This is a genomic window from Cellulosimicrobium funkei (assembly GCF_900155925.1).
Classification (GTDB): Bacteria; Actinomycetota; Actinomycetes; order Actinomycetales; family Cellulomonadaceae; genus Cellulosimicrobium; species Cellulosimicrobium funkei.
The window spans coordinates 56,031-78,480 of sequence record NZ_FTMI01000008.1; the positions used below are offsets into that span (position 1 = coordinate 56,031).

The 22,450-nt window shown below is 75.3% G+C and carries 21 protein-coding genes; 18 read left to right on the plus strand and 3 right to left on the minus strand.

Annotated elements, in window-relative coordinates:
- The first annotated feature begins 101 nt into the window (after positions 1-101).
- The 4 genes from BXA05_RS17525 (at position 102) to BXA05_RS17540 (ending at position 4,482) form a co-directional block, all read left to right on the plus strand.
- Positions 102-461 (plus strand): YraN family protein, encoded by a 360-nt coding sequence (locus BXA05_RS17525; RefSeq protein WP_061268930.1) that lies wholly within the window; start codon positions 102-104, stop codon positions 459-461.
- A complete protein-coding gene (locus tag BXA05_RS17530; RefSeq protein WP_061268931.1) occupies positions 461-1,999 on the plus strand; it encodes a YifB family Mg chelatase-like AAA ATPase in 1,539 nt (512 codons plus the stop codon). Before BXA05_RS17525 ends, BXA05_RS17530 begins: the two co-directional genes overlap by 1 nt.
- A gap of 25 nt (positions 2,000-2,024) precedes the next feature.
- Positions 2,025-3,404: a DNA-processing protein DprA gene (gene dprA, locus BXA05_RS17535; protein WP_083712022.1), complete on the plus strand. Its 1,380-nt coding sequence runs from the start codon at positions 2,025-2,027 to the stop codon at positions 3,402-3,404.
- Positions 3,405-3,585: 181 nt separating this feature from the next.
- On the plus strand, positions 3,586-4,482 hold the full coding sequence (locus tag BXA05_RS17540) for a tyrosine recombinase XerC (protein ID WP_061268943.1): 897 nt from the start codon (positions 3,586-3,588) through the stop codon (positions 4,480-4,482).
- A 91-nt stretch (positions 4,483-4,573) separates the two neighbouring features.
- Here BXA05_RS17540 and BXA05_RS17545 read toward each other — a convergent pair whose 3' ends face one another.
- The gene (locus BXA05_RS17545; RefSeq protein WP_244550508.1) at positions 4,574-5,263 is read right to left on the minus strand and encodes a murein hydrolase activator EnvC family protein; all 690 of its coding nucleotides are present in this window, start codon (positions 5,261-5,263) and stop codon (positions 4,574-4,576) included.
- A 431-nt stretch (positions 5,264-5,694) separates the two neighbouring features.
- Here BXA05_RS17545 and rpsB point away from each other — a divergent pair, with 431 nt between their 5' ends.
- The 12 genes from rpsB to BXA05_RS17605 all read left to right on the plus strand — a co-directional run bounded on the left by rpsB (position 5,695) and on the right by BXA05_RS17605 (position 17,571).
- Complete coding sequence (rpsB, locus tag BXA05_RS17550; protein WP_034652460.1) at positions 5,695-6,678, plus strand: 30S ribosomal protein S2; 984 nt, start codon at positions 5,695-5,697, stop codon at positions 6,676-6,678.
- Between the two features lie 133 nt (positions 6,679-6,811).
- Positions 6,812-7,651 (plus strand): translation elongation factor Ts, encoded by an 840-nt coding sequence (gene tsf, locus BXA05_RS17555; protein WP_034652463.1) that lies wholly within the window; start codon positions 6,812-6,814, stop codon positions 7,649-7,651.
- A gap of 163 nt (positions 7,652-7,814) precedes the next feature.
- Positions 7,815-8,570 (plus strand): UMP kinase, encoded by a 756-nt coding sequence (gene pyrH / locus BXA05_RS17560; RefSeq protein WP_061268933.1) that lies wholly within the window; start codon positions 7,815-7,817, stop codon positions 8,568-8,570.
- 75 nt (positions 8,571-8,645) lie between these two features.
- On the plus strand, positions 8,646-9,203 hold the full coding sequence (gene frr / locus BXA05_RS17565) for a ribosome recycling factor (protein ID WP_021482015.1): 558 nt from the start codon (positions 8,646-8,648) through the stop codon (positions 9,201-9,203).
- Between the two features lie 32 nt (positions 9,204-9,235).
- The gene (locus BXA05_RS17570) at positions 9,236-10,093 is read left to right on the plus strand and encodes a phosphatidate cytidylyltransferase (RefSeq protein WP_076406445.1); all 858 of its coding nucleotides are present in this window, start codon (positions 9,236-9,238) and stop codon (positions 10,091-10,093) included.
- Positions 10,094-10,152: 59 nt separating this feature from the next.
- Positions 10,153-11,298 (plus strand): dual-specificity RNA methyltransferase RlmN, encoded by a 1,146-nt coding sequence (rlmN, locus tag BXA05_RS17575; RefSeq protein ID WP_061268935.1) that lies wholly within the window; start codon positions 10,153-10,155, stop codon positions 11,296-11,298.
- A complete protein-coding gene (locus BXA05_RS17580; protein WP_021482018.1) occupies positions 11,295-11,846 on the plus strand; it encodes a DivIVA domain-containing protein in 552 nt (183 codons plus the stop codon). The genes rlmN and BXA05_RS17580 overlap by 4 nt, the downstream gene beginning before the upstream one ends.
- 16 nt (positions 11,847-11,862) lie before the next feature.
- Positions 11,863-12,612, plus strand: a complete 750-nt coding sequence (locus BXA05_RS17585; protein ID WP_211435875.1) for a class I SAM-dependent methyltransferase — start codon at positions 11,863-11,865, stop codon at positions 12,610-12,612.
- A gap of 53 nt (positions 12,613-12,665) precedes the next feature.
- Positions 12,666-13,865 carry a 1-deoxy-D-xylulose-5-phosphate reductoisomerase gene (gene dxr / locus BXA05_RS17590; RefSeq protein ID WP_076406447.1) on the plus strand — a complete coding sequence of 400 codons (1,200 nt, stop codon included), beginning with the start codon at positions 12,666-12,668 and terminating at the stop codon, positions 13,863-13,865.
- A 58-nt stretch (positions 13,866-13,923) separates the two neighbouring features.
- Positions 13,924-15,240, plus strand: a complete 1,317-nt coding sequence (locus tag BXA05_RS17595; RefSeq protein WP_076406449.1) for a M50 family metallopeptidase — start codon at positions 13,924-13,926, stop codon at positions 15,238-15,240.
- A gap of 218 nt (positions 15,241-15,458) precedes the next feature.
- A complete protein-coding gene (gene ispG / locus BXA05_RS17600) occupies positions 15,459-16,598 on the plus strand; it encodes a flavodoxin-dependent (E)-4-hydroxy-3-methylbut-2-enyl-diphosphate synthase (RefSeq protein ID WP_021482273.1) in 1,140 nt (379 codons plus the stop codon).
- Positions 16,599-16,605: 7 nt separating this feature from the next.
- The gene (locus BXA05_RS17605; protein WP_083712006.1) at positions 16,606-17,571 is read left to right on the plus strand and encodes a GNAT family N-acetyltransferase; all 966 of its coding nucleotides are present in this window, start codon (positions 16,606-16,608) and stop codon (positions 17,569-17,571) included.
- Between the two features lie 40 nt (positions 17,572-17,611).
- Here the strand turns inward: BXA05_RS17605 and BXA05_RS17610 are convergent, their stop codons facing one another.
- Positions 17,612-18,535: an Fpg/Nei family DNA glycosylase gene (locus BXA05_RS17610; RefSeq protein ID WP_076406451.1), complete on the minus strand. Its 924-nt coding sequence runs from the start codon at positions 18,533-18,535 to the stop codon at positions 17,612-17,614.
- A gap of 33 nt (positions 18,536-18,568) precedes the next feature.
- Between BXA05_RS17610 and BXA05_RS17615 the strand changes: the two genes are divergently transcribed.
- Positions 18,569-20,449, plus strand: coding sequence for a proline--tRNA ligase (locus BXA05_RS17615; RefSeq protein WP_076406453.1), 1,881 nt, complete (start codon positions 18,569-18,571; stop codon positions 20,447-20,449).
- A 168-nt stretch (positions 20,450-20,617) separates the two neighbouring features.
- Here the strand turns inward: BXA05_RS17615 and BXA05_RS17620 are convergent, their stop codons facing one another.
- Positions 20,618-21,697 (minus strand): DUF4439 domain-containing protein, encoded by a 1,080-nt coding sequence (locus BXA05_RS17620; RefSeq protein ID WP_143311199.1) that lies wholly within the window; start codon positions 21,695-21,697, stop codon positions 20,618-20,620.
- Positions 21,698-21,844: 147 nt separating this feature from the next.
- On the opposite strand from BXA05_RS17620, the gene rimP reads away from it, so the two are divergent.
- Entirely contained in the window at positions 21,845-22,450 is a 606-nt protein-coding gene (rimP, locus tag BXA05_RS17625; RefSeq protein WP_076406457.1) for a ribosome maturation factor RimP, read from the plus strand.

The following is a 22,450-nucleotide window of genomic DNA, read 5'->3' on the forward strand; positions in this document are numbered from 1 at the left end:
CCGTGCACAGGACCGCTGCCTGACGGCGGTCCCACAGGCCGCCCGGCGCCCCTGGTGCCGCTCCCGCGCCGTGCCCCACGGTGGGCCGCGGAGGTGAGCCCATGGGAGCGAACGACGCCGTCGGGCGGTACGGGGAGAGGGTGGCCGCGGCCCACCTGGTCGAGGCGGGCTGGACGCTCCTCGACCGCAACTGGCGCGGGACGCGCGGCGAGCTCGACGTCGTCGCGCTCGACGGCGACGTGCTCGTGGCCGTCGAGGTCAAGACCCGGCGCGGCACGGGGTTCGGGCACCCGGCGCAGGCCGTCACGCCCGCGAAGCTCGGCCGTCTGCGCCGGCTCACGGGGGAGTGGCTCGCGACGCACGACGTCCGCGCCCGGTCGGTCCGCATCGACGTCGTCGCGGTCCTCGTGGCGCGCGCCGGTGCGGCACGGGTCGAGCATCTCGTCGGGGTGAGCGCCTGATGGGGCTCGGGACCACGCGCGCCGTCGCGCTCGTCGGGCTCTCCGGTCACGTCGTCGAGGTGCAGGCCCACCTCGCGGCGTCCGTCCCGGGCTTCGTCCTCGTCGGGCTGCCGGACACCGCGCTCAGCGAGTCGCGCGACCGTGTGCGCGCGGCCGTGACGTCGTCGGGCATCGCGTGGCCCCAGCGCAAGGTCACGATCAACCTCTCGCCGGCGGCGCTGCCCAAGTCCGGGACGGGTTTCGACGTCGCGATCGCCGTCGCGCTGCTCGCCGGTGCCCAGGTGCTGCCCGCGGGCGCGGCGGACGGCGTCGTGCACCTCGGCGAGCTGGGCCTCGACGGTCGGCTCCAGCCCGTGCGCGGCGTCCTGCCGGCCGTGGCGGCCGCGGTCGCGGCGGGGTTCCCGGACGTCGTGGTGCCGGCGGCCGACGTGGCGGAGGCGCGCCTCGTGCCCGGGGCCCGGGTGGTCGGGGCGGCGAGCCTCGCGGACGTCGCGCGGCTCCACGGCGCGTCGCTCGAGGGCGCTGACGAGGCGGCCGCGCCGGTCGTGGTCCCGCGCCCCGTCGTGCCCGTGGCCCGCCCCGGGGACCTCGCGGAGGTCGTCGGGCAGGACGAGGCGCGGCACGCGCTCGAGGTGGCCGCCGCGGGCGGCCACCACCTGCTCCTCGTCGGGGCTCCGGGCGCGGGCAAGACGATGCTCGCCTCACGGCTCCCCGGGATCCTGCCGGACCTCACGGAGAGCGAGGCGGTCGAGGTCACCGCCGTCCACTCCGTGGCCGGGGTGTTCGACCCGGGCGCGGGACTGGTCCACCGCCCGCCCTACGAGGACCCGCACCACACCGCGACGCCCGCCGCCATCGTCGGCGGGGGCAGCGGCCTGCCCCGGCCCGGGGCCGCGTCGCGGGCGCACCGGGGCGTGCTCTTCCTCGACGAGGCGCCCGAGTTCGGCGCGCGCGTGCTCCAGACGCTGCGCCAGCCGCTCGAGCACGGCGAGCTCGTCATCCACCGGGCGGGCGGGACGGCGCGCTACCCCGCCCGGTTCCAGCTCGTGCTCGCCGCCAACCCGTGCCCGTGCGGCCAGGGCGTCGGCAAGGGGCTCGAGTGCTCGTGCTCGTCGGTGGCGCAGCGACGGTACTTCGGTCGGCTCTCCGGCCCGCTCCTCGACCGGGTGGACGTGCAGGTCGAGGTCCGGCCGGTGACGCGGGTCGAGCGCGCGAGGGCCGCCGCCCCGGAGCCGAGCGCGGTCGTCGCGGCCCGGGTCGCCGCGGCCCGGGAGGCGGCCGCGTCCCGGCTCGCCGGCACGCCGTGGCGCACGAACGGCGAGGTGCCCGGCACGTGGCTGCGCGAGCGGCTCGGCCCCGACGCGGGCCTCCTGGCCGACGTGGACCGCGCGCTCGACCGCGGCACGCTCAGCCTGCGCGGCGCGGACCGCGTCCTGCGCCTCGCCTGGACCGTCGCCGACCTCGCCGGGCGCGCCGCGCCCACGAGGGCGGACGTCGGGACCGGGCTCGCGCTGCGCACGCGGGGCTACCGTGCCTGAGCGCGGGTCCGGGGACGGGCGCCCCGTGTTCGACGTCCTCGACGAACGCCTCGCGCGCGCGGCGTGGTCGCGCGTCGCGGAACCGGGGGACCAGGTCGCGGTCGCGCTCGTCGACCAGCTCGGCGCCGGTCCGGCGCTCGAGTGGCTCCACGAGGCGGCGCGTGACCCGGCCGGTGCGCGCCGCGCGCTGGTCCGTCTCGCCGACGACGGCGCGCCGGGCGGTGCCCCTCCGGCGCGGGAAGGTCCGACGAGCGTTCCCGTGGTCGGTCGCTCTTCTGGCACACGCGAGGACGAGCCCGACCCGGCGGCACGGTCCACCGGCCGGCGCGCGGCCGAGCGCGACGCGGTGGGACGGGCGACCGACGCACGCGTGACGGACCACGACCCGCGCGCCCGGTCGGTGGCGCGGCTCCTGCGGGCCGTCGGGCGCTGGGCTCCCCGCCTCGACGGGCTGGACCCGCGCCGTGAGCTGCGCGTGCTCGAGCGCCTCGGCGGCACGCTCGTCGTGCCGGGCGACGACCGGTGGCCGTCCGGCCTCGACGACCTCGGGCCCGTCCGCCCGCTCGCGTTGTGGGTGCGGGGGAGCGCAGCGGTGCAGGACCTCGCGGCGCGCTCGGTCGCGGTGGTCGGCGCCCGCGCCTGCACCGACTACGGCCGCCGCGTGACGGGCGAGATCGCAGCGGGCCTCGCGGCGCGAGGGTTCACCGTCGTGTCCGGAGGCGCGTACGGGATCGACGCGGCGGCGCACCGGGCGGCGATCCTCTCGGGCGGACCGACGGTCGCGTTCCTCGCGGGGGGCGTGGACCGGTTCTACCCGGCCGGGAACGTCGAGCTGCTCCGCTCGGTCGTCGAGTCGGGCGGCGCGGTCGTCTCGGAGGTCCCGCCCGGGTCCGTCCCGAGCCGGGTGCGGTTCCTGTTGCGCAACCGGCTCATCGCGGCGTTCGCGCGGGCGACGGTCGTCGTCGAGGCGGCCTGGCGCTCGGGCTCGCTGAGCACGGCGTCGCGCGCCGCGGAGCTCTCCCGGCCGGTCGGTGCCGTGCCGGGCCCCGTGACGTCGATGGCGTCGACCGGGTGCCACCGGCTCCTGCGCGACGGCGTGGCGGTGTGCGTCACCGACGCGGACGAGGTCGTCGAGCTCGCGGGCGACCTCGCGCGCGACGCGGCGCCCGCCGCTCCCGCCGCGACCTCGTGGCGAGCACCCCACGACGCCCCGTACGACGACCTGGACCCCGTCGAGACGCGCACGTGGGACGCGCTCCCGCTGCGTGCGGGAGCCTCGACCGAGGCGATGGCCCGCGCCGCGGGTCTTGCCGTGGCGGACGTGGTCGGTGCGCTGGGGAGGCTCGAGGCCCGGGGGCTCGCCGAGCGGTCGCCCGTCGGCTGGCGGCGCGTGCGTGAGCCATGAGTCATGGGCCGTGCGAGGTGCGCTGAGCGTGCGTGGGCCCTGAGCGGCGAGCAGAGCGGAGCGCCTCCCCGGGCCAGGGCTCGCCGCGCGCGAGACTGGGGGCGTGACACGAGCAGACACCTCCGAGGAGCACCCCGCGGACGAGCGCGTCGCGGAACCCGCCGTCGCGCTGCCCGAGGCGATGCGTGCGGCGCTCGCGGACTTCGCGGTGCACCTCGAGGTGGCGCAGGGGACGTCGGCGCACACGGTCCGCGCCTACACCGGCGACGTCGAGTCGTTGCTGCGGCACGCCGTCCGCCACGGCGCGGCGGCACCGCGCGACGTCGACCTCGCCGCGCTGCGTGCGTGGCTCACCACGCAGTCGGAGCGCGGGCTGGCCCGGGCGACCCTCGCCCGGCGCGGCGCGGCGGCGCGGGCGTTCTTCGACTGGGCGCGGCGTACGGGGCGTGTCGACTCCGACCCGGCGGCGCGGCTCGCGAGCCCGCGCGTGCCCCGCACCCTGCCGACCGTCCTCGCGGTCGACGCGGCGGCGCGCCTGCTCGACGACGCGCGCGAGGCCGCCGTCGAGGGTGAGCCGGCCCGGTTGCGCGAGTGGGCCGCCGTCGAGCTCCTCTACGGGGCAGGGATCCGAGTCGGCGAGCTCGCGGGGGTCGACGTCGACGACGTGGACCTCGCGCAGCGCGTGGTGCGCGTGCTCGGGAAGGGCGACAAGGAGCGCGTCGTGCCGTTCGGCGTGCCGGCGGCGCGGGCGGTGACCCGCTGGCTCGACGTGGGCCGGCCCGCCCTCGTCACCGCGCGCTCGGGCCCCGCGCTCCTGCTAGGCGACCGCGGGGGACGCTGGGGGCAGCGGCAGGTCCGCGAGGCGGTGCACCGCCTCGCCGCGGCGGCGGGCGTCGACGACGTCGCCCCTCACGACCTGCGGCACAGCGCCGCGACGCACCTCCTCGCCGGGGGCTCGGACCTGCGCAGCGTGCAGGAGATCCTCGGGCACTCCTCGCTCGCGACGACGCAGCGCTACACGCACGTGACCGCGGAGCGGCTGCGCACCTCGTTCGAGCAGGCGTTCCCGCGCGCCTGACGCTGGCCGTGGTCCGCCGTGGTCCGCCGTGGTCCGCCGTGGTCCGCCGTGGTCCGCCGTGATCCGCCGTGACCCGCCGCGGCCCGCGCGGTCAGCCCTCCCCGAGGGGAAGCAGCACGATCGGCGGCCGGTCGCCGAGGAGAGCCAGCGGGTCGAGGTAGCGCTCGCCGCGTCGCACGCCCCAGTGCACGCACGTGGCGGCGCAGTGGCTTCCCGCGGCGCTCTCCGCGGCCTGCACCGTGCCGAGCACAGACCCGGACGTCACGCGCTCGCCGCGCCCGACCGACGCCGTCACGGGCTCGAGGGAGGTGCGCAGCCCGTCGTCGTGCAGGACGACGACCACGTCGCGCCCCGCGACGGGCCCGGTGAACGAGACCACGCCAGGGGCGGGGGAGCGGACGGTCTCCGCGGGGGCGGCCGCGAGGTCGACGCCCCGGTGCCCCGGCAGCCAGTCGTGCTCCGGCGGGTCGAACGGCGCGAGCACGTCCAGGTCGGCGACCTCCCGGTCGAGCGGGGGAACCCACCCGCGCGACGCGGCTCCCTGCCCAGGCCCGGGAGTCGACGCCGCTCCTGCCACGGGTGCGGCGAGGACCACGAGCGCGCCGAGCACGAGGACGGCTCCGCGGAACCGGGCAGGACGCGTGGTCGTGCCGCCAGACTGCCCGACGGCCGGGTGCCCGGGCAGGTGATCGGTCGTGCGGCCGGACGGCCCGTCGGCGAGACGGACCGCACGGCGGGCGGGCGGGTGAGCGGACGGGAGTCGAGCGCGGTCGAGGGTCACGGGGTCAGGGTGCCGGAGTCACGCCGACGGGCGCGGACGCGTCGGGCTCGGCTGTGGACGAGCGGCCCGCGCGACGGCGCACGACGGCGGCTGTGGTCGGCCCTGCCGTCGGGTAGACTTGCCGCTGCGACCGGCGCGTTCGCCGTGCCCGGCCCGAGGGACCACCTCGGCCGAGGACGGAGCCGGTCGACTTCGCGCGTCACGTCCTCGCCCTCGTCTCCCGGTTCGTCCGGGTCGGGGTGGGGCCGCGTCCGGCGTCGGTCCTGCTCGCACCGTCCACGGTGCGTCGCAGGCGTCGGCACGGGTGGCGCCAGGGGTGCGACCACCAGGGTCGTCACCGACAACCGCACCGCGGTCCGTCCCACGGGAGGGACCGCCAGAAGCGTGCGCGCACCGGGTGGATCCCGGGCCGCACGGCGAAAGGACGTGTCATGGCCGTCGTGACCATGCGCCAGCTCCTCGAGAGCGGTGTCCACTTCGGGCACCAGACCCGCCGTTGGAACCCGAAGATGAAGCGCTTCATCTTCACCGAGCGCAACGGCATCTACATCGTCGACCTCCAGCAGTCGCTGTCGTACATCGACCGCGCGTACGAGTTCGTCAAGGAGACCGTCGCGCACGGCGGCTCCATCCTCTTCGTCGGCACCAAGAAGCAGGCCCAGGAGCCCGTGGCCGAGCAGGCCGCGCGCGTCGGGATGCCCTACGTGAACCACCGCTGGCTCGGCGGCATGCTCACCAACTTCACCACGGTGCACAAGCGTCTCCAGCGCCTCAAGGAGCTCGAGGAGATCGACTTCGACGACGTCGCCGGCTCGGCGCTCACGAAGAAGGAGCTCCTCGTCCTGCGTCGCGAGAAGGACAAGCTCGCCCGCACGCTCGGCGGCATCCGCGACATGGCGAAGGTCCCCTCCGCCGTGTGGATCGTCGACACGAACAAGGAGCACCTCGCGGTCGACGAGGCGCGCAAGCTCCACATCCCGATCGTCGCGATCCTCGACACGAACTGCGACCCGGACGTCGTGGACTACAAGATCCCGGGCAACGACGACGCGATCCGCTCCGTGACGCTGCTCACGCGGGTCATCGCGGACGCCGTCGCCGAGGGTCTGCTCCAGCGTCACTCGGGCCGTTCGGGCGCCGAGGCCGAGGCGGGCGCCTCCGCCGAGCCGCTGGCCGAGTGGGAGCGCGAGCTCCTCGCCGGCGCCGAGCAGCAGCTCGAGGCGGACGAGAAGGCCGCCGAGGCGAACGTCGAGGCCGCCGCGGCCGAGGGCGTGGCCGAGGCTGCCGCCGAGGTCGCCGCCGAGGAGCCGGGTGACGCCACCGCCGAGGTCGTCGAGGAGGCCGCCGCCGAGGCTGCCGTCGTCGCGGACGCCGAGGCCGTGGTCGCCGACGCCGAGGCCGACGAGACCAAGTGACGTCCCGGGGTGCGCGACGGGCGACCGTCGCGCACCCCGTGCCGTACCACCGGCGTACCGGGCACCCACGCGGTGCCGCCAGCACGTCGCTTGTGACGAAGTACCCGTGACGAACCACGAGTGAGGAACCACCATGGCGAACTACACCGCCGCTGACATCAAGGCCCTGCGCGAGCGCACCGGCGCCGGCATGCTCGACGTCAAGAAGGCTCTCGACGAGGCGGGCGGCGACGCGGACAAGGCGCTCGAGATCATCCGTGTGAAGGGTCTGAAGGGCGTCGCCAAGCGCGAGGGCCGCTCGACCTCCGAGGGCCTCGTCGCCGTCGACATCCGCGACACCGAGGGTGGCCAGGTCGCGACGCTCATCGAGCTCAACTCCGAGACGGACTTCGTCGCGAAGAACGACACGTTCATCTCCCTCGCGGACCGCGTGCTCAAGGCCGCGGCCGAGGCCGGTGCGCGCGACGCGGACGCGGCGCTCGCCGCGGACGCGGACGGCGAGACCGTCCAGCAGGTCATCGACAACCAGGCCGCGACGCTCGGCGAGAAGATCGTCCTGCGCCGCGTGACCCGCGTCGCGGGCGAGCGCGTCACCGCGTACCTCCACCGCACCGCGCGCGACCTGCCGCCGTCGATCGGCGTCGTCGTCGCCACGGACGCCGCGGGCGAGGCCGTCGCGAAGGACGTCGCGCAGCACGTCGCCGCGATGTCCCCGACGTACCTCTCGCGCGACGAGGTCCCGGCCGAGACGGTCGAGAACGAGCGCCGCATCGCCGAGGAGACCTCGCGCAACGAGGGCAAGCCCGAGGCCGCGCTGCCGAAGATCGTCGAGGGTCGCCTCAACGGCTTCTTCAAGGACGTCGTCCTCGTCGACCAGCCGCTCGCGAAGGACCCGAAGAAGACGGTCGGCCAGGTCGTCTCCGAGGCCGGCGGCACCATCACGGAGTTCGTGCGCTACCGCGTCGGCGCCTGACGCCCCCGTCGGCCCGGCCCCGTCGTCTCGTGGACGGCGGGTCCGGGCCGACCGCGCACCCGGGCCAGGCCCGGGCGCGCGACGACCGCCGACGTGCCGCACCATCAGGTGGACGACGGCGGAGCAGGACCACCCCGCCCCACCGGGCCAGGACGAAGGACAGGTGTCGACAGTGACGGCAGGCGAGCAGACCGAGCCCCGGACGGGGACCGAGCACCGGCGGGTGCTCCTCAAGCTGTCGGGCGAGACGTTCGGCGGCGGGCAGATCGGCCTCGCGCCCGACGTCGTCCAGCGCGTCTCCCAGGAGATCGCGGCCGCGGTCGAGCAGGGCGTCCAGGTCGCCATCGTGGTCGGTGGCGGCAACTTCTTCCGCGGGGCGGAGCTCTCCCAGCGCGGGCTCGACCGCGCGCGTGCCGACTACATGGGCATGCTGGGCACGGTCATGAACTGCCTCGCGCTCCAGGACTTCCTCGAGCAGGCCGGGGTGAAGACGCGCGTGCAGACCGCCATCGCGATGGGCCAGGTCGCCGAGCCGTACATCCCGCTGCGCGCGATCCGGCACCTCGAGAAGGGCCGCGTCGTCATCTTCGGCGCCGGCGCCGGGATGCCGTACTTCTCGACCGACACGGTCTCCGTGCAGCGCGCCCTCGAGACGCACTGCCAGGAGGTCCTCATGGGCAAGAACGGCGTGGACGGCGTCTACACGGCGGACCCGCGCACGGACCCGTCGGCCACCAAGCTCGACCACCTCACGTACACCGACGCGCTCGTCAACGACCTCGGGGTCATGGACGCGACGGCGCTGAGCCTGTGCCGGGACAACGACGTGCGCATGCGCGTGTTCGGCATGAGCGAGCCGGGGAACGTCACGCGCGCCCTGGTCGGCGAGAATATTGGCACACTGGTCACGACCGACTGACACCGGTGCGACCAGGCCGGTGACCCCGGCCACGACCGCACGGACCGACCCACGACGAACGACGAAGGAGCACTGGTGATCGACGAGACCCTCCTCGAGGCCGAGGAGAAGATGGACAAGGCCGTCGAGGTGGCCAAGGAGGACTTCGCCGCGATCCGCACGGGCCGTGCGAACGCCGCGATGTTCAACAAGATCACGGTCGACTACTACGGCGCCCCGACCCCGCTGCAGCAGCTCGCGTCGTTCACGGTGACCGAGGCGCGCACGATCCTCGTCTCGCCGTTCGACAAGAGCTCGATGACCGCGGTCGAGAAGGCGCTGCGCGACTCCGACCTCGGGGTGAACCCCTCGAACGACGGCAACGTCGTCCGGGTCGTCCTGCCCGCCCTCACGGAGGAGCGTCGTCGTGACTTCGTGAAGCTCGCGAAGTCGAAGGCGGAGGACTCACGCGTCGCGATCCGCAACGTCCGCCGTCGGGCGAAGGAGGAGCTGGACCGTATCGCGCGCGACGGCGAGGCCGGCGAGGACGAGGTCGCGCGCGCCGAGAAGGAGCTCGAGGTCCTCACGAAGGCGCACGTCGACCAGGTCGACGCGCTGCTCGCGGGCAAGGAGAGCGAGCTGCTCGAGGTCTGAGCACCTCGTCCGGCGAGCTCCTCCACGCACCGATGACCGACACCTCCTCGACGTCCGCAGGCGAAGGCACGACCGCGGCGCGCGCACCCAAGGCGGGCCGCAACCTCCCCGTGGCGATCGCGGTGGGCCTCGGCCTGCTCGCGCTCGTCGCGGTCAGCCTCGCCTTCCGGCCCGAGCTCTTCGTGCTGCTCGCGACCGTCGCGGTGGGCGCGGCGCTGTGGGAGCTCGCCCAGGCGTTCCGGCGCCGCGACCTGCACCTCCCGCTGCTCCCGCTCCTCGTGGGCACGGTCGGCATCCTCGTCTCCTCGTACTACTCGGGGCCCGAGGCGCTGCTCGTCTCTTTCATGCTCACCGTGGCGGGGGCGGTGGTCTGGCGCGTGATCGACGGGTCGGGCACGGCCGCCGTGCGCGACGCCGCCGCCGCGACCTTCGCGGCGGCGTACCTGCCGTTCATGGCGGGATTCGTCATGCTCATGCTCGCCGCACCGGACGGGCGCGTGCGGGTCCTGCTCTTCATCCTGCTGGCGGTGGCGAACGACGTCGGCGGGTACGTCGCGGGCGTCCTGTTCGGACGGCACCCGCTCGCCCCGTCCGTCAGCCCCAAGAAGTCGTGGGAGGGGCTCGCCGGGTCGTTCGTGCTGGCGACCGCCGTCGGGGTCGTCGGCGCGGTGGTGGGGCTCGGCGCGAGCCCGCTGCTCGGCGTCGCGCTGGGCGTCCTGGCGCCGCTCACGGCGACGATCGGCGACCTCGCCGAGTCCATGATCAAGCGGGACCTAGAATTGAAGGACATGGGGTCGCTCCTGCCCGGCCACGGAGGCATCCTCGACCGGCTCGACTCCATGCTCCTCACCGCCCCGTTCGTGTACGTGCTGCTCGCCCTGGCCGCCTGACGGCCCGGCTCACGGCGCGGCGCACCCGTCCGCACCGCCCCCCACGCTTGGACCTCCTCATGACCGTCCGTTCCGTCCGCCCGTCCGCGGAGTCGAAGCCGCTGCCGCTGGTCATGTCGGCCCCGCGCCGCGGCAAGCCGCCGCGCCACTTCGCCGACCTCGCGCCCGAGGAGGTGCGGGACGTCGTCGTCGAGCTCGGCGAGAAGCCGTTCCGCGCCAAGCAGCTCGCGACGCACTACTACGCGCACCTCACGCGCGACCCCGAGGCGATGACGGACCTGCCGAAGGCGACCCGCGACGTGCTCGCCGAGGCGCTCTTCCCGCCGCTGCTCACGGCGGCGCGGCGCATGGAGGCCGACGGCGGCACGACCGTGAAGACGCTGTGGCACCTCTTCGACGGCGCGAAGGTCGAGTCGGTCCTCATGCGCTACCCGCAGCGCTCGACCCTGTGCGTGTCGAGCCAGGCGGGCTGCGGCATGGCGTGCCCGTTCTGCGCGACGGGGCAGCTCGGCCTGACGCGCAACCTCTCGGTCGCGGAGATCGTCGAGCAGGTGCGCTCCGCGGCCCGGTCGCTCGCGGACGGCGAGATCCCGGGCGGCCCGGCGCGCCTCAACAACCTCGTGTTCATGGGCATGGGCGAGCCGCTCGCGAACTACAAGGCCGTCATGGGCACGGTGCGCCGTCTGGTCGCCCCCGCGCCCGACGGGCTCGGGATGTCCGCTCGCAACATCACGGTGTCGACGGTCGGGCTCGTGCCCGCGATGCGCAAGCTCGCCGACGAGGGGATCCCGGTGACCCTCGCGCTGTCGCTGCACGCCCCGGACGACGACCTGCGCAGCGAGCTCGTGCCGATCAACACCCGGTGGAGCGTCGACGAGACGCTCGACGCGGCCCGGCACTACTTCGAGGTTACGGGCCGCCGCGTGAGCATCGAGTACGCGCTCATCAAGGACATGAACGACCACGCGTGGCGCGCCGACCTCCTGGGCGAGAAGCTCAACGCGCGCGGCCGCGGCTGGGTCCACGTCAACCCGATCCCGCTCAACCCGACGCCCGGATCGATCTGGACGGCCAGCGACCCTGCCGTCGAGGCGGAGTTCGTGGCACGATTGCGCGGTCACGGGATCCCGACGACGATCCGTGACACCCGCGGCAGCGACATCGACGGCGCCTGCGGGCAGCTCGCTGCAGAGGAGGACGAGTGAGTTCGCTGTTCACCACGGTGTCGAAGACCCGGAACGGGTACGACCCCGAGGAGGTCGACGACTTCTTCGAGCACGCTCGTGACGTCTACGAGGGCCGGGTGTCGGAGCGGCTCACGAGCACCGAGATCCAGGCGTCGGTCTTCGACCTGGTCCGTGGCGGCTACGACACGCACGAGGTCGACGCCGCCCTCGACCGGCTCGAGGGCGCGTTCATCGCGCGCCAGCGGGCCGAGTACGTCGCGGCGCACGGGCAGCAGGCGTGGATGAACGCGCTCGCCGAGCGCGCGCGGACGCTCTACGGGCGCCTCGGTCGTCCCGACGGCGAGAAGTTCGCGCTCGCGGAGCGCGGCAAGCCGGCCTACGACATCGACGACGTCGACGACCTGTGCGACCGGCTCGTCGCCTACTTCGACCGCCAGGTCCCGATCACGGCGGCCGAGATCCGGTCCGCGACGTTCGGCCGGGCGCGCGGGCGCGACGGCTACGCGGAGGGTCCGGTCGACGCGTTCTTCGCGCGCGCCATCGAGGTGCTGCTCGGCGTCGAGTGACGACGCCCCGCCGCGCGTGAGCCTCGACCCCCGGGCGACGCCGATCCGTCCGCTGCGGCGCGCGGTCGCGTCGCTCGCGACGTTCAACGCCCGCCACCCCTGGAACCACAACGAGCACTTCCACGGCTGGGTCGTGCGGCGCGTGCCGCACGACGCCCGCGTCGTGCTCGACGTCGGCTGCGGCGCCGGCGTGCTCCTGGGCCGGCTGCGGGCCCGGGCCGCCGAGGTGCACGGGATCGACGCCGACGCGGGCATGGTCGCGCAGGCCCGGGCGCTGCACGCTGCCGACCCCGCCGTGACGGTGCGCCGGCTCCGGTTCGGCGACGTCCGCTCGCCCGACGACGTCCGCTCGCCGGGCGGGACGCCCGGGCCGGGGACCGGTTCCCCGGAGCACCGCGGGTACGACGCGGTGACGATGGTCGCGGTGCTGCACCATCTCGAGCTCGACGAGGCGCTCCGGCACGCGCGGGACCTCCTCGCGCCGGGCGGCTGTCTGCTGGTCGTGGGGCTCGCCCGCGTCGCCACGCCCCGGGACCTCGCCGTCGACGTCGCGTCCGCGCTCCTCAACCCGCTCGTGGGCCTCGTGAAGCACCCGCGCCGCGCCCGACCCGACGACCCCGGGCCCGACGCGCCGGGCATGCCCGTCCGGGACCCGCGGCACACCGTGGACGAGGTCGCCCGCGCGGCCCGGGCGCTGCTGCCGGGCGCGCGCGTGCGCCGTCGGCTGTTCTTCCGGTGCACGCTCGAGTGGACGGCGCCGCGCTGACCGCACGACGTCCCGGTGCGGTGCACCGCCCGCGGCCTGGAAGGATGGGAACCATGCCCGACGGACCTGCACCCACCCCGCGCACCGTGACGATCCTCGGCTCGACCGGGTCGATCGGCACGCAGGCGATCGACGTCGTCCGGGCCCACCCCGACCGGTTCCGGGTCGAGGCGCTCTCGGCAGGCGGGAGCGACGTGGACCTGCTGGCGCGCCAGGCCGCCGACCTGGGCGTGCGCGCGGTCGGCGTGGCGGACGCGACCCGCGCGGCGGACCTGGCCGAGGCGCTGTCGGCGGCCTGCGCCGGCCGTGCGGACGTCCCCGAGGTGCTCGCCGGACCCGACGCCGCGGCCGAGCTCGCGGCGCGGGGGAGCGACGTCGTCCTCAACGGGGTCACGGGGTCGGTGGGCCTCGGCCCGACGCTCGCCGCGCTGCGCGCCGGGTCGACGCTCGCCCTCGCGAACAAGGAGTCGCTCGTCGCCGGGGGAGCGCTCGTCCACGCGGCCCAGCAGCGCCCGGACCAGATCGTCCCGGTGGACTCCGAGCACTCGGCCATCGCCCAGTGCCTGCGGTCCGGGACGCGACCGGAGGTGCGCCGGCTGATCCTCACCGCCTCGGGCGGCCCGTTCCGCGGCTGGGCGGCCGACGCGGTCAAGGCCGCGACCGTCGACCAGGCGCTCGCGCACCCCACCTGGGCCATGGGTCCGGTCGTCACCGTGAACTCCGCGAGCCTCATGAACAAGGGTCTCGAGCTCATCGAGGCGCACCTGCTCTTCGACGTCCCGGCCGACGACATCACGGTCGTCGTGCACCCGCAGTCCGTCGTGCACTCCATGGTCGAGTTCGTCGACGGCTCGACGATCGCGCAGGCGTCGCCGCCGGACATGCGCCTGCCCATCGCGCTCGGGCTGTCGTGGCCCGACCGGCTCGACCCCGTGACGCCGCCGTGCGACTGGTCCGCCGCGACGTCGTGGACGTTCGAGCCGCTCGACGACGCGGCGTTCCCCGCGGTGAGGCTCGCGCGCGCGGCCGTGGCGGCGAGCGCCACGCACCCGGCGGTGTACAACGCGGCGAACGAGGAGGCCGTCGCGGCGTTCCTCAGCGGACGCGCAGGTTTCGGTGACATCGTGGCGACGGTCGAGCGCGTGCTCGCGGCGCACGACGGAACCCCCGCGGACGCGCTGACGTTGGAGCACCTGGCGGAGGCGGAGACCTGGGCGCGCGCGCGAGCCCACGAGCTGCTGGACCGCCGGTGACGAGCAACCGTCGGGGCGGGACGACCGCCCTTGACGTCGAGAGGGAGCAGAGGGAACGATGGCCACGCTGATCGGCATCCTGGTGATCGTGGTCGGGATCGTCGTCTCGATCGCGCTGCACGAGGTCGGGCACATGGTGCCCGCGAAGAAGTTCGGCGTCCGCGTGAGCCAGTACATGGTCGGCTTCGGTCCGACCCTGTGGTCGCGCACCAAGGGCGAGACCGAGTACGGCCTCAAGGCGATCCCGCTCGGCGGCTACGTGCGCCTCGTGGGCATGTACCCGCCCGCGCCCGCGGGCGCCCGCCCCCGCGGCAGCGGGTTCTTCTCCCAGGTCGTGGCCGACGCGCGGGACGCCAGCACGGAGGAGATCCGGCCGGGCGAGGAGCACCGCGCGTTCTACAACCTCTCCGCGCCCAAGAAGGTCGTCGTCATGCTCGGCGGCCCCTTCATGAACCTCGTCATCGCGGCCGTGCTCTTCCTCGTCGTGTTCGTCGGCATCGGCCTGCCCGGCGGCGCCGTCACGACGACGGTCGCGAGCGTCAACCCCTGCCTCGCCACGAGCATCACCACCGAGGAGACGCAGTGCGCCGAGGGCGCGGACGCGTCCCCCGCGCTCGCCGCCGGGCTCGAGGCCGGCGACACGGTCGTCGCATACGACGGCCAGGACGTGACCTCGTGGGAGCAGCTCTCAGGCCTCATCCGTGGGTCGGCCGACGAGACGGTCCCGATGGTCGTCGAGCGCGACGGTGAGCGTGTCGATCTGACGATCACGCCCGCCGAGGTGCAGCGCCAGGTCATCGGCGACGACGGCGCCCCCGTGGTCGACGACGAGGGCCGGCCGGTGACCGAGCCGGCGGGGGCCGTCGGCTTCGTCCCCGTGCAGGAGCGCGCGCGAGGCACCGTGGGGAACGCTCTCGATGCCACGTGGCAGCAGGTCAGCGGCACGGTGGGGATCATCGCGACCCTGCCCGTCAAGGTCTACGAGGCCGCGGAGGCCGCGTTCACCGACGCCCCGCGCGAGCAGGACTCGGTCATGAGCGTCGTCGGCGTCGGGCGTGTCGCGGTCGACGTCGCGGGCGCGGACAACCCGGTCCTTGACCGCCTCGTCCAGATGCTGCTCCTGCTCGGGGCGCTCAACGTCGCGCTGTTCGTCTTCAACCTCATCCCGCTCCTGCCGCTCGACGGCGGTCACGTCGTCAACGCCCTCTACGAGGGGGCCAAGCGCACGGTGGCGCGCGTCCGCGGGCTCCCGCGCCCCGGCCCGGCGGACCTCGCGCGCATGATGCCCGTCGCGTACGTCATGTTCGTCGTCCTCGTCGGCGTCGGCGCTCTCCTCATCCTCGCCGACATCGTCGACCCCGTCCGCCTGACGTAGTCCGCGAGCCGTCCGAGAGGGGGAATCCCCGGTCGCGACGTAGCGTGCGGCGGGCTCTCTCTCGCGACCGCTGGCCCTACCTCGGCGTGGCGCGCGTGGAGGGGCCGCGAAGATGTGCTGGACCGAGCGGGAAGGTGACGACCCGGACAGGTCCGACGTGCGGCGTCGGACGGTCGTCGGGGGATACTAGGGGCGTGAGCGTACCCATCAGTCTCGGAATGCCTGCCGCGCCGCCGCCGGTCCTCGCGCCGCGCCGCAAGAGCCGCAAGATCAAGGTCGGCAAGGTGGACGTCGGCGGCGACGCGCCGATCAGCGTCCAGTCCATGACGACGACGCCGACGACGGACATCAACGCCACCCTCCAGCAGATCGCGGAGCTCACGGCGTCGGGCTGCGACATCGTGCGCGTCGCGGTGCCGAGCGCGGACGACGCGCTCGCGCTGCCGGCGATCGCGAAGAAGTCGCAGATCCCGGTGATCGCCGACATCCACTTCCAGCCCAAGTACGTGTTCGCCGCGATCGACGCGGGCTGCGCCGCGGTGCGCGTGAACCCGGGCAACATCCGCAAGTTCGACGACCAGGTCAAGGAGATCGCGAAGGCGGCGTCCGACGCGGGCGTGTCCCTGCGCATCGGCGTGAACGCCGGCTCCCTCGACCCGCGCCTGCTCGCGAAGTACGGCAAGGCGACGCCCGAGGCGCTGGTCGAGTCGGCCGTGTGGGAGGCGTCGCTGTTCGAGGAGCACGGCTTCCACGACTTCAAGATCTCGGTGAAGCACAACGACCCGGTCGTCATGGTGCGCGCGTACGAGCTGCTCGCGGAGGCGGGGGACTGGCCGCTGCACCTCGGCGTGACCGAGGCCGGCCCCGCGTTCCAGGGCACGATCAAGTCGGCCACGGCGTTCGGCGCGCTGCTGAGCAAGGGCATCGGCGACACGATCCGCGTCTCGCTGTCCGCGCCCCCGGTCGAGGAGGTCAAGGTCGGCAACCAGATCCTCCAGGCGCTCAACCTGCGCCCCCGCAAGCTCGAGATCGTCTCCTGCCCGTCGTGCGGCCGCGCCCAGGTGGACGTGTACACGCTCGCGGAGAAGGTCACGGCCGGGCTCGAGGGCATGGAGGTGCCCCTGCGCGTCGCCGTCATGGGCTGCGTCGTCAACGGCCCGGGCGAGGCGCGCGAGGCGGACCTCGGCGTCGCGTCGGGCAACGGCAAGGGGCAGATCTTCGTCAAGGGCGAGGTCGTCAAGACGGTCCCCGAGTCGCTCATCGTCGAGACCCTCATCGAGGAGGCGCTGCGCATCGCGGAGACCATGACGCCGGAGAACGACGCGCAGGCCGGTCCGCCGGTCGTCACGGTCGGCTGACGCCCTCGTGAGCCGCTGGCGCCCGTCCGTCCCGGCACTGCGGCCACGGGCGCGCGCCGGGTCGGGCGACGACGCGGCCGAGCGGGCCCGCGTGCTCTCCGACGCGGACGTCCCCGAGGCGCTCGCGGTGTGCGCGGGCGACCCGGTCGCGTCGACGCTCGCGGCGGCGCGGCTCGCCGTCGCGCAGCACGCCGGCCTGCACGCCGCGGGCGGCCAGGCCTGGGGCTTCCCCGCCGTCGGTCCGCTCGAGGCGGTGTGCTGGGCCGGGGCGAACCTCGTGCCGGTCGTCCCGGCGTCGCTCGATGCCGACCGCGCCCGCACGGCGGTCGCCGCGTTCGCCGCGCTCGCACGGCACGCGGGGCGGCGGTCGTCGTCGGTCGTGGGCGAGCGCGACGCCGTCCTGGCCCTGTGGGACCTGCTCGCCCCGCACTGGCCGGCGCCGCGCGAGATCCGGGCCAACCAGCCGTCGCTCGCGATCGACCGCGACCCGGACGTCGAGCCCGACCCGCACGTGCGCCGCTCCGTCCCGGCGGAGGTCCCCGTGGTGCTGCCCGCGTGCGTGCGCATGTTCACCGAGGAGGTCGGTTACTCGCCGGTCGAGGGAGGGGGCCGCGCGTACGAGGAGCGCGTCCGTTCGCTCGTGCTCGCGGGCCGGTCCTTCGTCCGCATGGCCGCGGAGCCCGGCCGCTCGCCGCACGTGGTCTTCAAGGCGGAGCTCGGCGCGGTCACTCCGCGCGTCGCGCAGGTGCAGGGCGTGTGGGTCGACCCGCGGTACCGCGGGCAGGGGATCGCCGCTCCGGGGATGGCCGCCGTCGTGCGTCTCGCGCGCGAGCCCGGGCCCGCGGACGCGGCGCGCGGTGCGGCGCCTCCCGTGGTGTCGCTGTACGTCAACGACTACAACGCGGCCGCGCTCGCGACGTACCGCCGGGTCGGGTTCGAGCAGGTCGGGACCTACGCGACCGTGCTGTTCTGACGACGCCCGCCCCGGAGCGCGTGCCCCGCCCGGCGGGTCCTCACTTGAGCAGGCGCGACATCCGCCGGTCGGCGAGGACCTGGCCCCCGGTCTGGCACGTCGGGCAGTACTGGAGGCTGCGGTCGGCGAAGCTCACCTCGCGCACGGTGTCGCCGCACACGGGGCAGGGCAGGCCCGTACGCCCGTGCACGCGCATCCCCGCGCGCTTCGCGTCCTTGAGCTCGGCGGCCGGCTTGCCCGACGCCGCCGCCACGGCCTCGGCGAGCACCTCGCCCACGGCGGCGTGCACGCGCGCGACCTCGTCGGGCGTGAACGAGCGCGTGAGCTTGAACGGGCTCGTGCGCGCCGCGTGCAGGATGTCGTCGGAGTAGGCGTTCCCGATCCCGGCGATCGACGACTGGTCGCGCAGCAGCCCCTTCACCTGCTGGTTGCGCGCCGCCATGAGCGCCCCGAGCGCCTCGGGCGTGAAGGCCGGGTCGAGCGGCTCCACGCCCAGCGTGTCGATCGCCCGGACCTCCTCCGGGTGCCGCACGACGTGCACCGCGAGCCGTTTGCGCGTCCCGGCCTCCGTGAGGTCGAACCCGGAGCCGTCGTCGAACCGCACGCGCAGCGCGAGCACCGCGGCCTTCCCGCCGCCGCTGCCGCCGAGGCGCGGGCGGACGGGCGTCGTCGGGGCCTTCTCGGACCAGCGCAGCCACCCGCCCCGGGCGAGGTGGAACACGAGGTGGACCTCGGCGTCGGGCCCGGGCGCACCGGTCCCGTCGGCGGCCTCGGCGAGCACGAGGTCGAGCCACTTGCCGTGCCGTCGGGCGCCCGTGACGACCCGCCCCACCAGGGCCGAGATCGGCGGGTCGAACGTCTTGAGCGCGGCGATCTGCGCGACGTCCGCGGCCACGACCGTTCGGCCGGTCGCGCGGTCGTCGAGGAACCGGACGAGGGCCTCGACCTCGGGCAGCTCGGGCATGGGGACATCCTCCCCGCCGGTAGGGTGGGGCGCATGTCTTCCGTCACGTCCGGCGCGCCCGCCGCGGCCTCCACCCGCGTCCGGGGCGCCGACCTCCTGCGCCTGTCCACCCTGTTCGTCCGGACGCTGCGCGAGGACCCGGCCGACGCCGAGGTCGCGAGCCACCGGCTCCTCGTGCGGGCGGGCTACATCCGTCGCGCCGCCCCCGGCATCTACACCTGGCTCCCGCTCGGCCTGCGCGTGCTGCGCAAGGTCGAGGACGTGGTCCGCGAGGAGATGGCGGCCGCGGGCGCGCAGGAGGTGCACTTCCCGGCGCTGCTGCCCAAGGAGCCGTACGAGGCGACGGGCCGCTGGACGGAGTACGGGCCGAACATCTTCCGCCTCAAGGACCGCAAGGACGGCGACTACCTCCTCGCGCCCACCCACGAGGAGATGTTCACGCTCCTCGTCAAGGACCTGTACTCGTCGTACAAGGACCTGCCGCTGACGATCTACCAGATCCAGACGAAGTACCGCGACGAGGCGCGTCCCCGCGCGGGCCTCATCCGCGGGCGCGAGTTCGTCATGAAGGACGCGTACTCGTTCGACACGACGGACGAGGGCCTCGAGCGCTCGTACGAGGCGCAGCGCGCGGCGTACCGGCGCATCTTCGACCGGCTCGGGCTCGAGTACGTCATCGTCGCCGCCACGTCCGGCGCGATGGGCGGATCGCGCTCCGAGGAGTTCCTCACCCCGACCGCGATCGGCGAGGACACGTTCGTGCGCTCGCCCGGGGGCTACGCCGCGAACGTCGAGGCCGTGGTCACGCCGGTGCCCGAGGCGGTCGACTACGCCGACGCCCCGGCCGCGCACGTCGAGGACACGCCCGACACCCCGACCATCGCCTCGCTCGTCGAGCTCGCGAACGCGCGCTACCCCCGCGAGGACCGCGCGTGGACGGCGGCCGACACGCTGAAGAACGTCGTGCTCGCGCTGACGCACCCGGACGGCCGCCGCGAGGTCGTCGTCGTCGGGCTGCCGGGCGACCGCGAGGTCGACCTCAAGCGCGTCGGCGCGGCGTTCGAGCCCGCCGAGGTCGAGCCGGCCACGGACGCCGACTTCGCCGCCCACCCCGAGCTCGTCAAGGGCTACATCGGCCCGCAGGTGCTCGGCCCGAACGCGCGCCGCGAGGCGCCCGCGGACGGCGCGTCCGACGCGCCGGCGGGGGAGACCCCCGAGCGGCACTCGGTGCGCTACCTCCTCGACCCGCGCGTCGTCGCCGGCACGCGCTGGATCACCGGCGCGAACGCGCCCGGCCGCCACGTGTTCGACCTCGTCGCCGAGCGCGACTTCGCCGCCGACGGCACGGTCGAGGCCGCGGAGGTGCGCGCGGGCGACCTCGCGCCCGACGGCTCGGGCCCGCTCGAGCTCGCGCGCGGCATCGAGATCGGCCACATCTTCGCGCTCGGCCGCAAGTACGCTCAGGCCCTCGGCCTCACGGTGCTCGACGAGAACGGCAAGCAGGTCGTCGTGACGATGGGCTCCTACGGGATCGGCGTCACGCGCGTCCTCGCGGCGCTCGCGGAGGCGAACCACGACGACGCCGGGCTCGCGTGGCCCGCGCACGTCGCGCCCGCGCAGGTGCACGTCGTCGCGACGGGCAAGGACGCGAGCGTGTTCGAGGAGGCCGAGCGCCTCGCGACCGAGCTCTCAGGTCGAGGCGTCGAGGTGATCTACGACGACCGGCCCAAGGTCTCGCCCGGCGTGAAGTTCAAGGACGCCGAGCTCCTCGGCGTGCCGCTCCTGCTCGTCGTGGGCCGCGGCCTGGCCGACGGCGTCGTCGAGGTCCGCCCGCGCGCGGGCGAGGCGGCGCAGGTCACCGTCGAGGACGCCGTCGAGCACGTCGCGGGCCGGGTCGCCGAGCTCCTCGGCTGACCGTCCGCGCAGCCTCGGGCGCCCCGGTCCGGACCTCCGGGCCGGGGCGCTCTGCTGCGCTCACGGCCGTGCGGTGTGGCGCTCCGGGTGCGCGCTGCGCGGGGTCGTCGGTGCACCAGGCCGCCCGCGGGAGTCGGCGTCGCGCCCGTGCGTGCGAGCCGGGCGCGCTCAGCCTGCCGTCTGCTCCGGCAGGCCCGGGAACGCGACGGGCGCCTCGCCCCACGCGACGGCGCTCGCCCACGCGTCCGCGAGGAGCGCGACGGCCTCGGCCCGGGACGTCGGCGCCGCCGCGGCGACGAGGCTCGCGTACGTCTGCGCGAGCCCCGACTCGACCTGGCGCGCGAGCGCGGCCGCGTCCGTGCCGTCGGGCAGCGCGTAGGCGACGCGACGCGGGTCCTGCGGCGTCCCGTCGGTGCCCGCGGCGAGGGCCCAGCCCTGCGCGCGGGCGCGGTGCTGGGCGGCGCGCGCGACCGCGGCGGTGCGCACGTCGCCCTCCGACTGCGCGGCACGCACCTCGTAGCCGTACCCGGCGGCGTCCTCCGCCTCGACGAGCGTCGCGAGGTCCGCGGCGCCGACGCCGCCGGGCGCGTCGTCGACGGGCGGCTGCTCGGCGAGGCCCGCCGCGGCCGTCGAGCCCGTGGCCGCGGCGAGCCGCTGCGCCGAGACGTGCTCCGAGGCGGCGACCGACGCGAGGAGCCGCGCGAGCCGCGCGTCCGGCGAGGCGTCCGCCGCCGCGCCCGTGCGCTCGGCCGCGCCCACGAGCGCGGTGACGACGTCGTCCGTCGTCGCGGTGCCGGGGGCGGGCGTGCCCGCCGCGTCCGTGCCCGTCCCCGGGGCGTCGGTCCCCGCGGTGCCGGTCTCGGCGTCGCCCGCGACGTCGCCCTCCGGCTCCGCGGGGTCCTCGAGGCCGGAGTCGTAGACCCCGCCGAGCGCGTCGACGTGCTGCTCGGCGAACGTGGCGGCCTCGCCGAGCACCGCGAGCGCGGTCGGGTCGATCACGCGGGGCGTGACGTCCGCCACCAGCGCGGCGACCGCGAGCGCGTCGTCGACGGCCCCGGAGCGGAGCACCTCGACCGTGTCGGGGGAGGGCTCCGTGGGCGGCGGCGTGTCCAGCCGGACGCCGCACCCGGCCGCCAGGACGCCCGTCGCGAGCACCGTGACCACCGCGAGCAGACGGCGGGCACGGGCCGCGGGACGGGTCCGCCGGGCTCGGGGGGCGGCGTCGGCCGCGGTCGCGTGGGGAGTCATCGGGGGCGATGATGTCACGTCCGGGGCCCGCGAGTCGTTAGGCTGGTCCCCGTTCCGACGTCCCGCGAGCGGGGGTCGGAGCACCCGAGACAACAACACACCGGTCGTCTGGCGTACCCGGCGTGGGACACGGACAGGAGCTGAGTCATGGCAGGGCAGGCGGGCGGTCAGTCCGGCAGAGGGTCCGGAGGCGACGCGGCGGCGCACGCGCTCCGGGAGAGCGTCCGCGAGGCGGTCGAGCCCGCGGTCCGCGACGCCGGGCTCCACCTCGAGGACGTCACGGTGTCGCGCGCGGGTGCCCGTTCGGTGGTGCGCGTCGTGCTGGACCTCCCCGACGACGTCGAGGGCAGCCTCGACCTGGACGCGGTGGCCGAGGCCACGCGCCCGATCTCCGCGGCGCTGGACACGGTGGACCCGCTCCACGGCGCGTACACGCTCGAGGTCTCGACGCCGGGCACGGACCGTCCGCTCACCGAGCCGCGCCACTTCCGGCGCGCCCGCGGCCGTCTCGTGCGGCTCGTCCTGACCGACGGCGGCACGCTCGAGGGGCGCCTGCGCTCCGGTTCTGCGGTCGAGACCGAGCTGGTCCTCGACGTCCCCGGCGCGCGCGGCGCGGTGACGGAGCGCGTGGTGCCGCTCGCCGACGTCGTGCGCGGCGAGGTGCAGGTCGAGCTCAAGCGCGCCCTCGAGGCGGACCTGCCCGAGCTCGACGGCGCCGCCGACGAGACGACCGACCACGACGAGGAGGCCTGA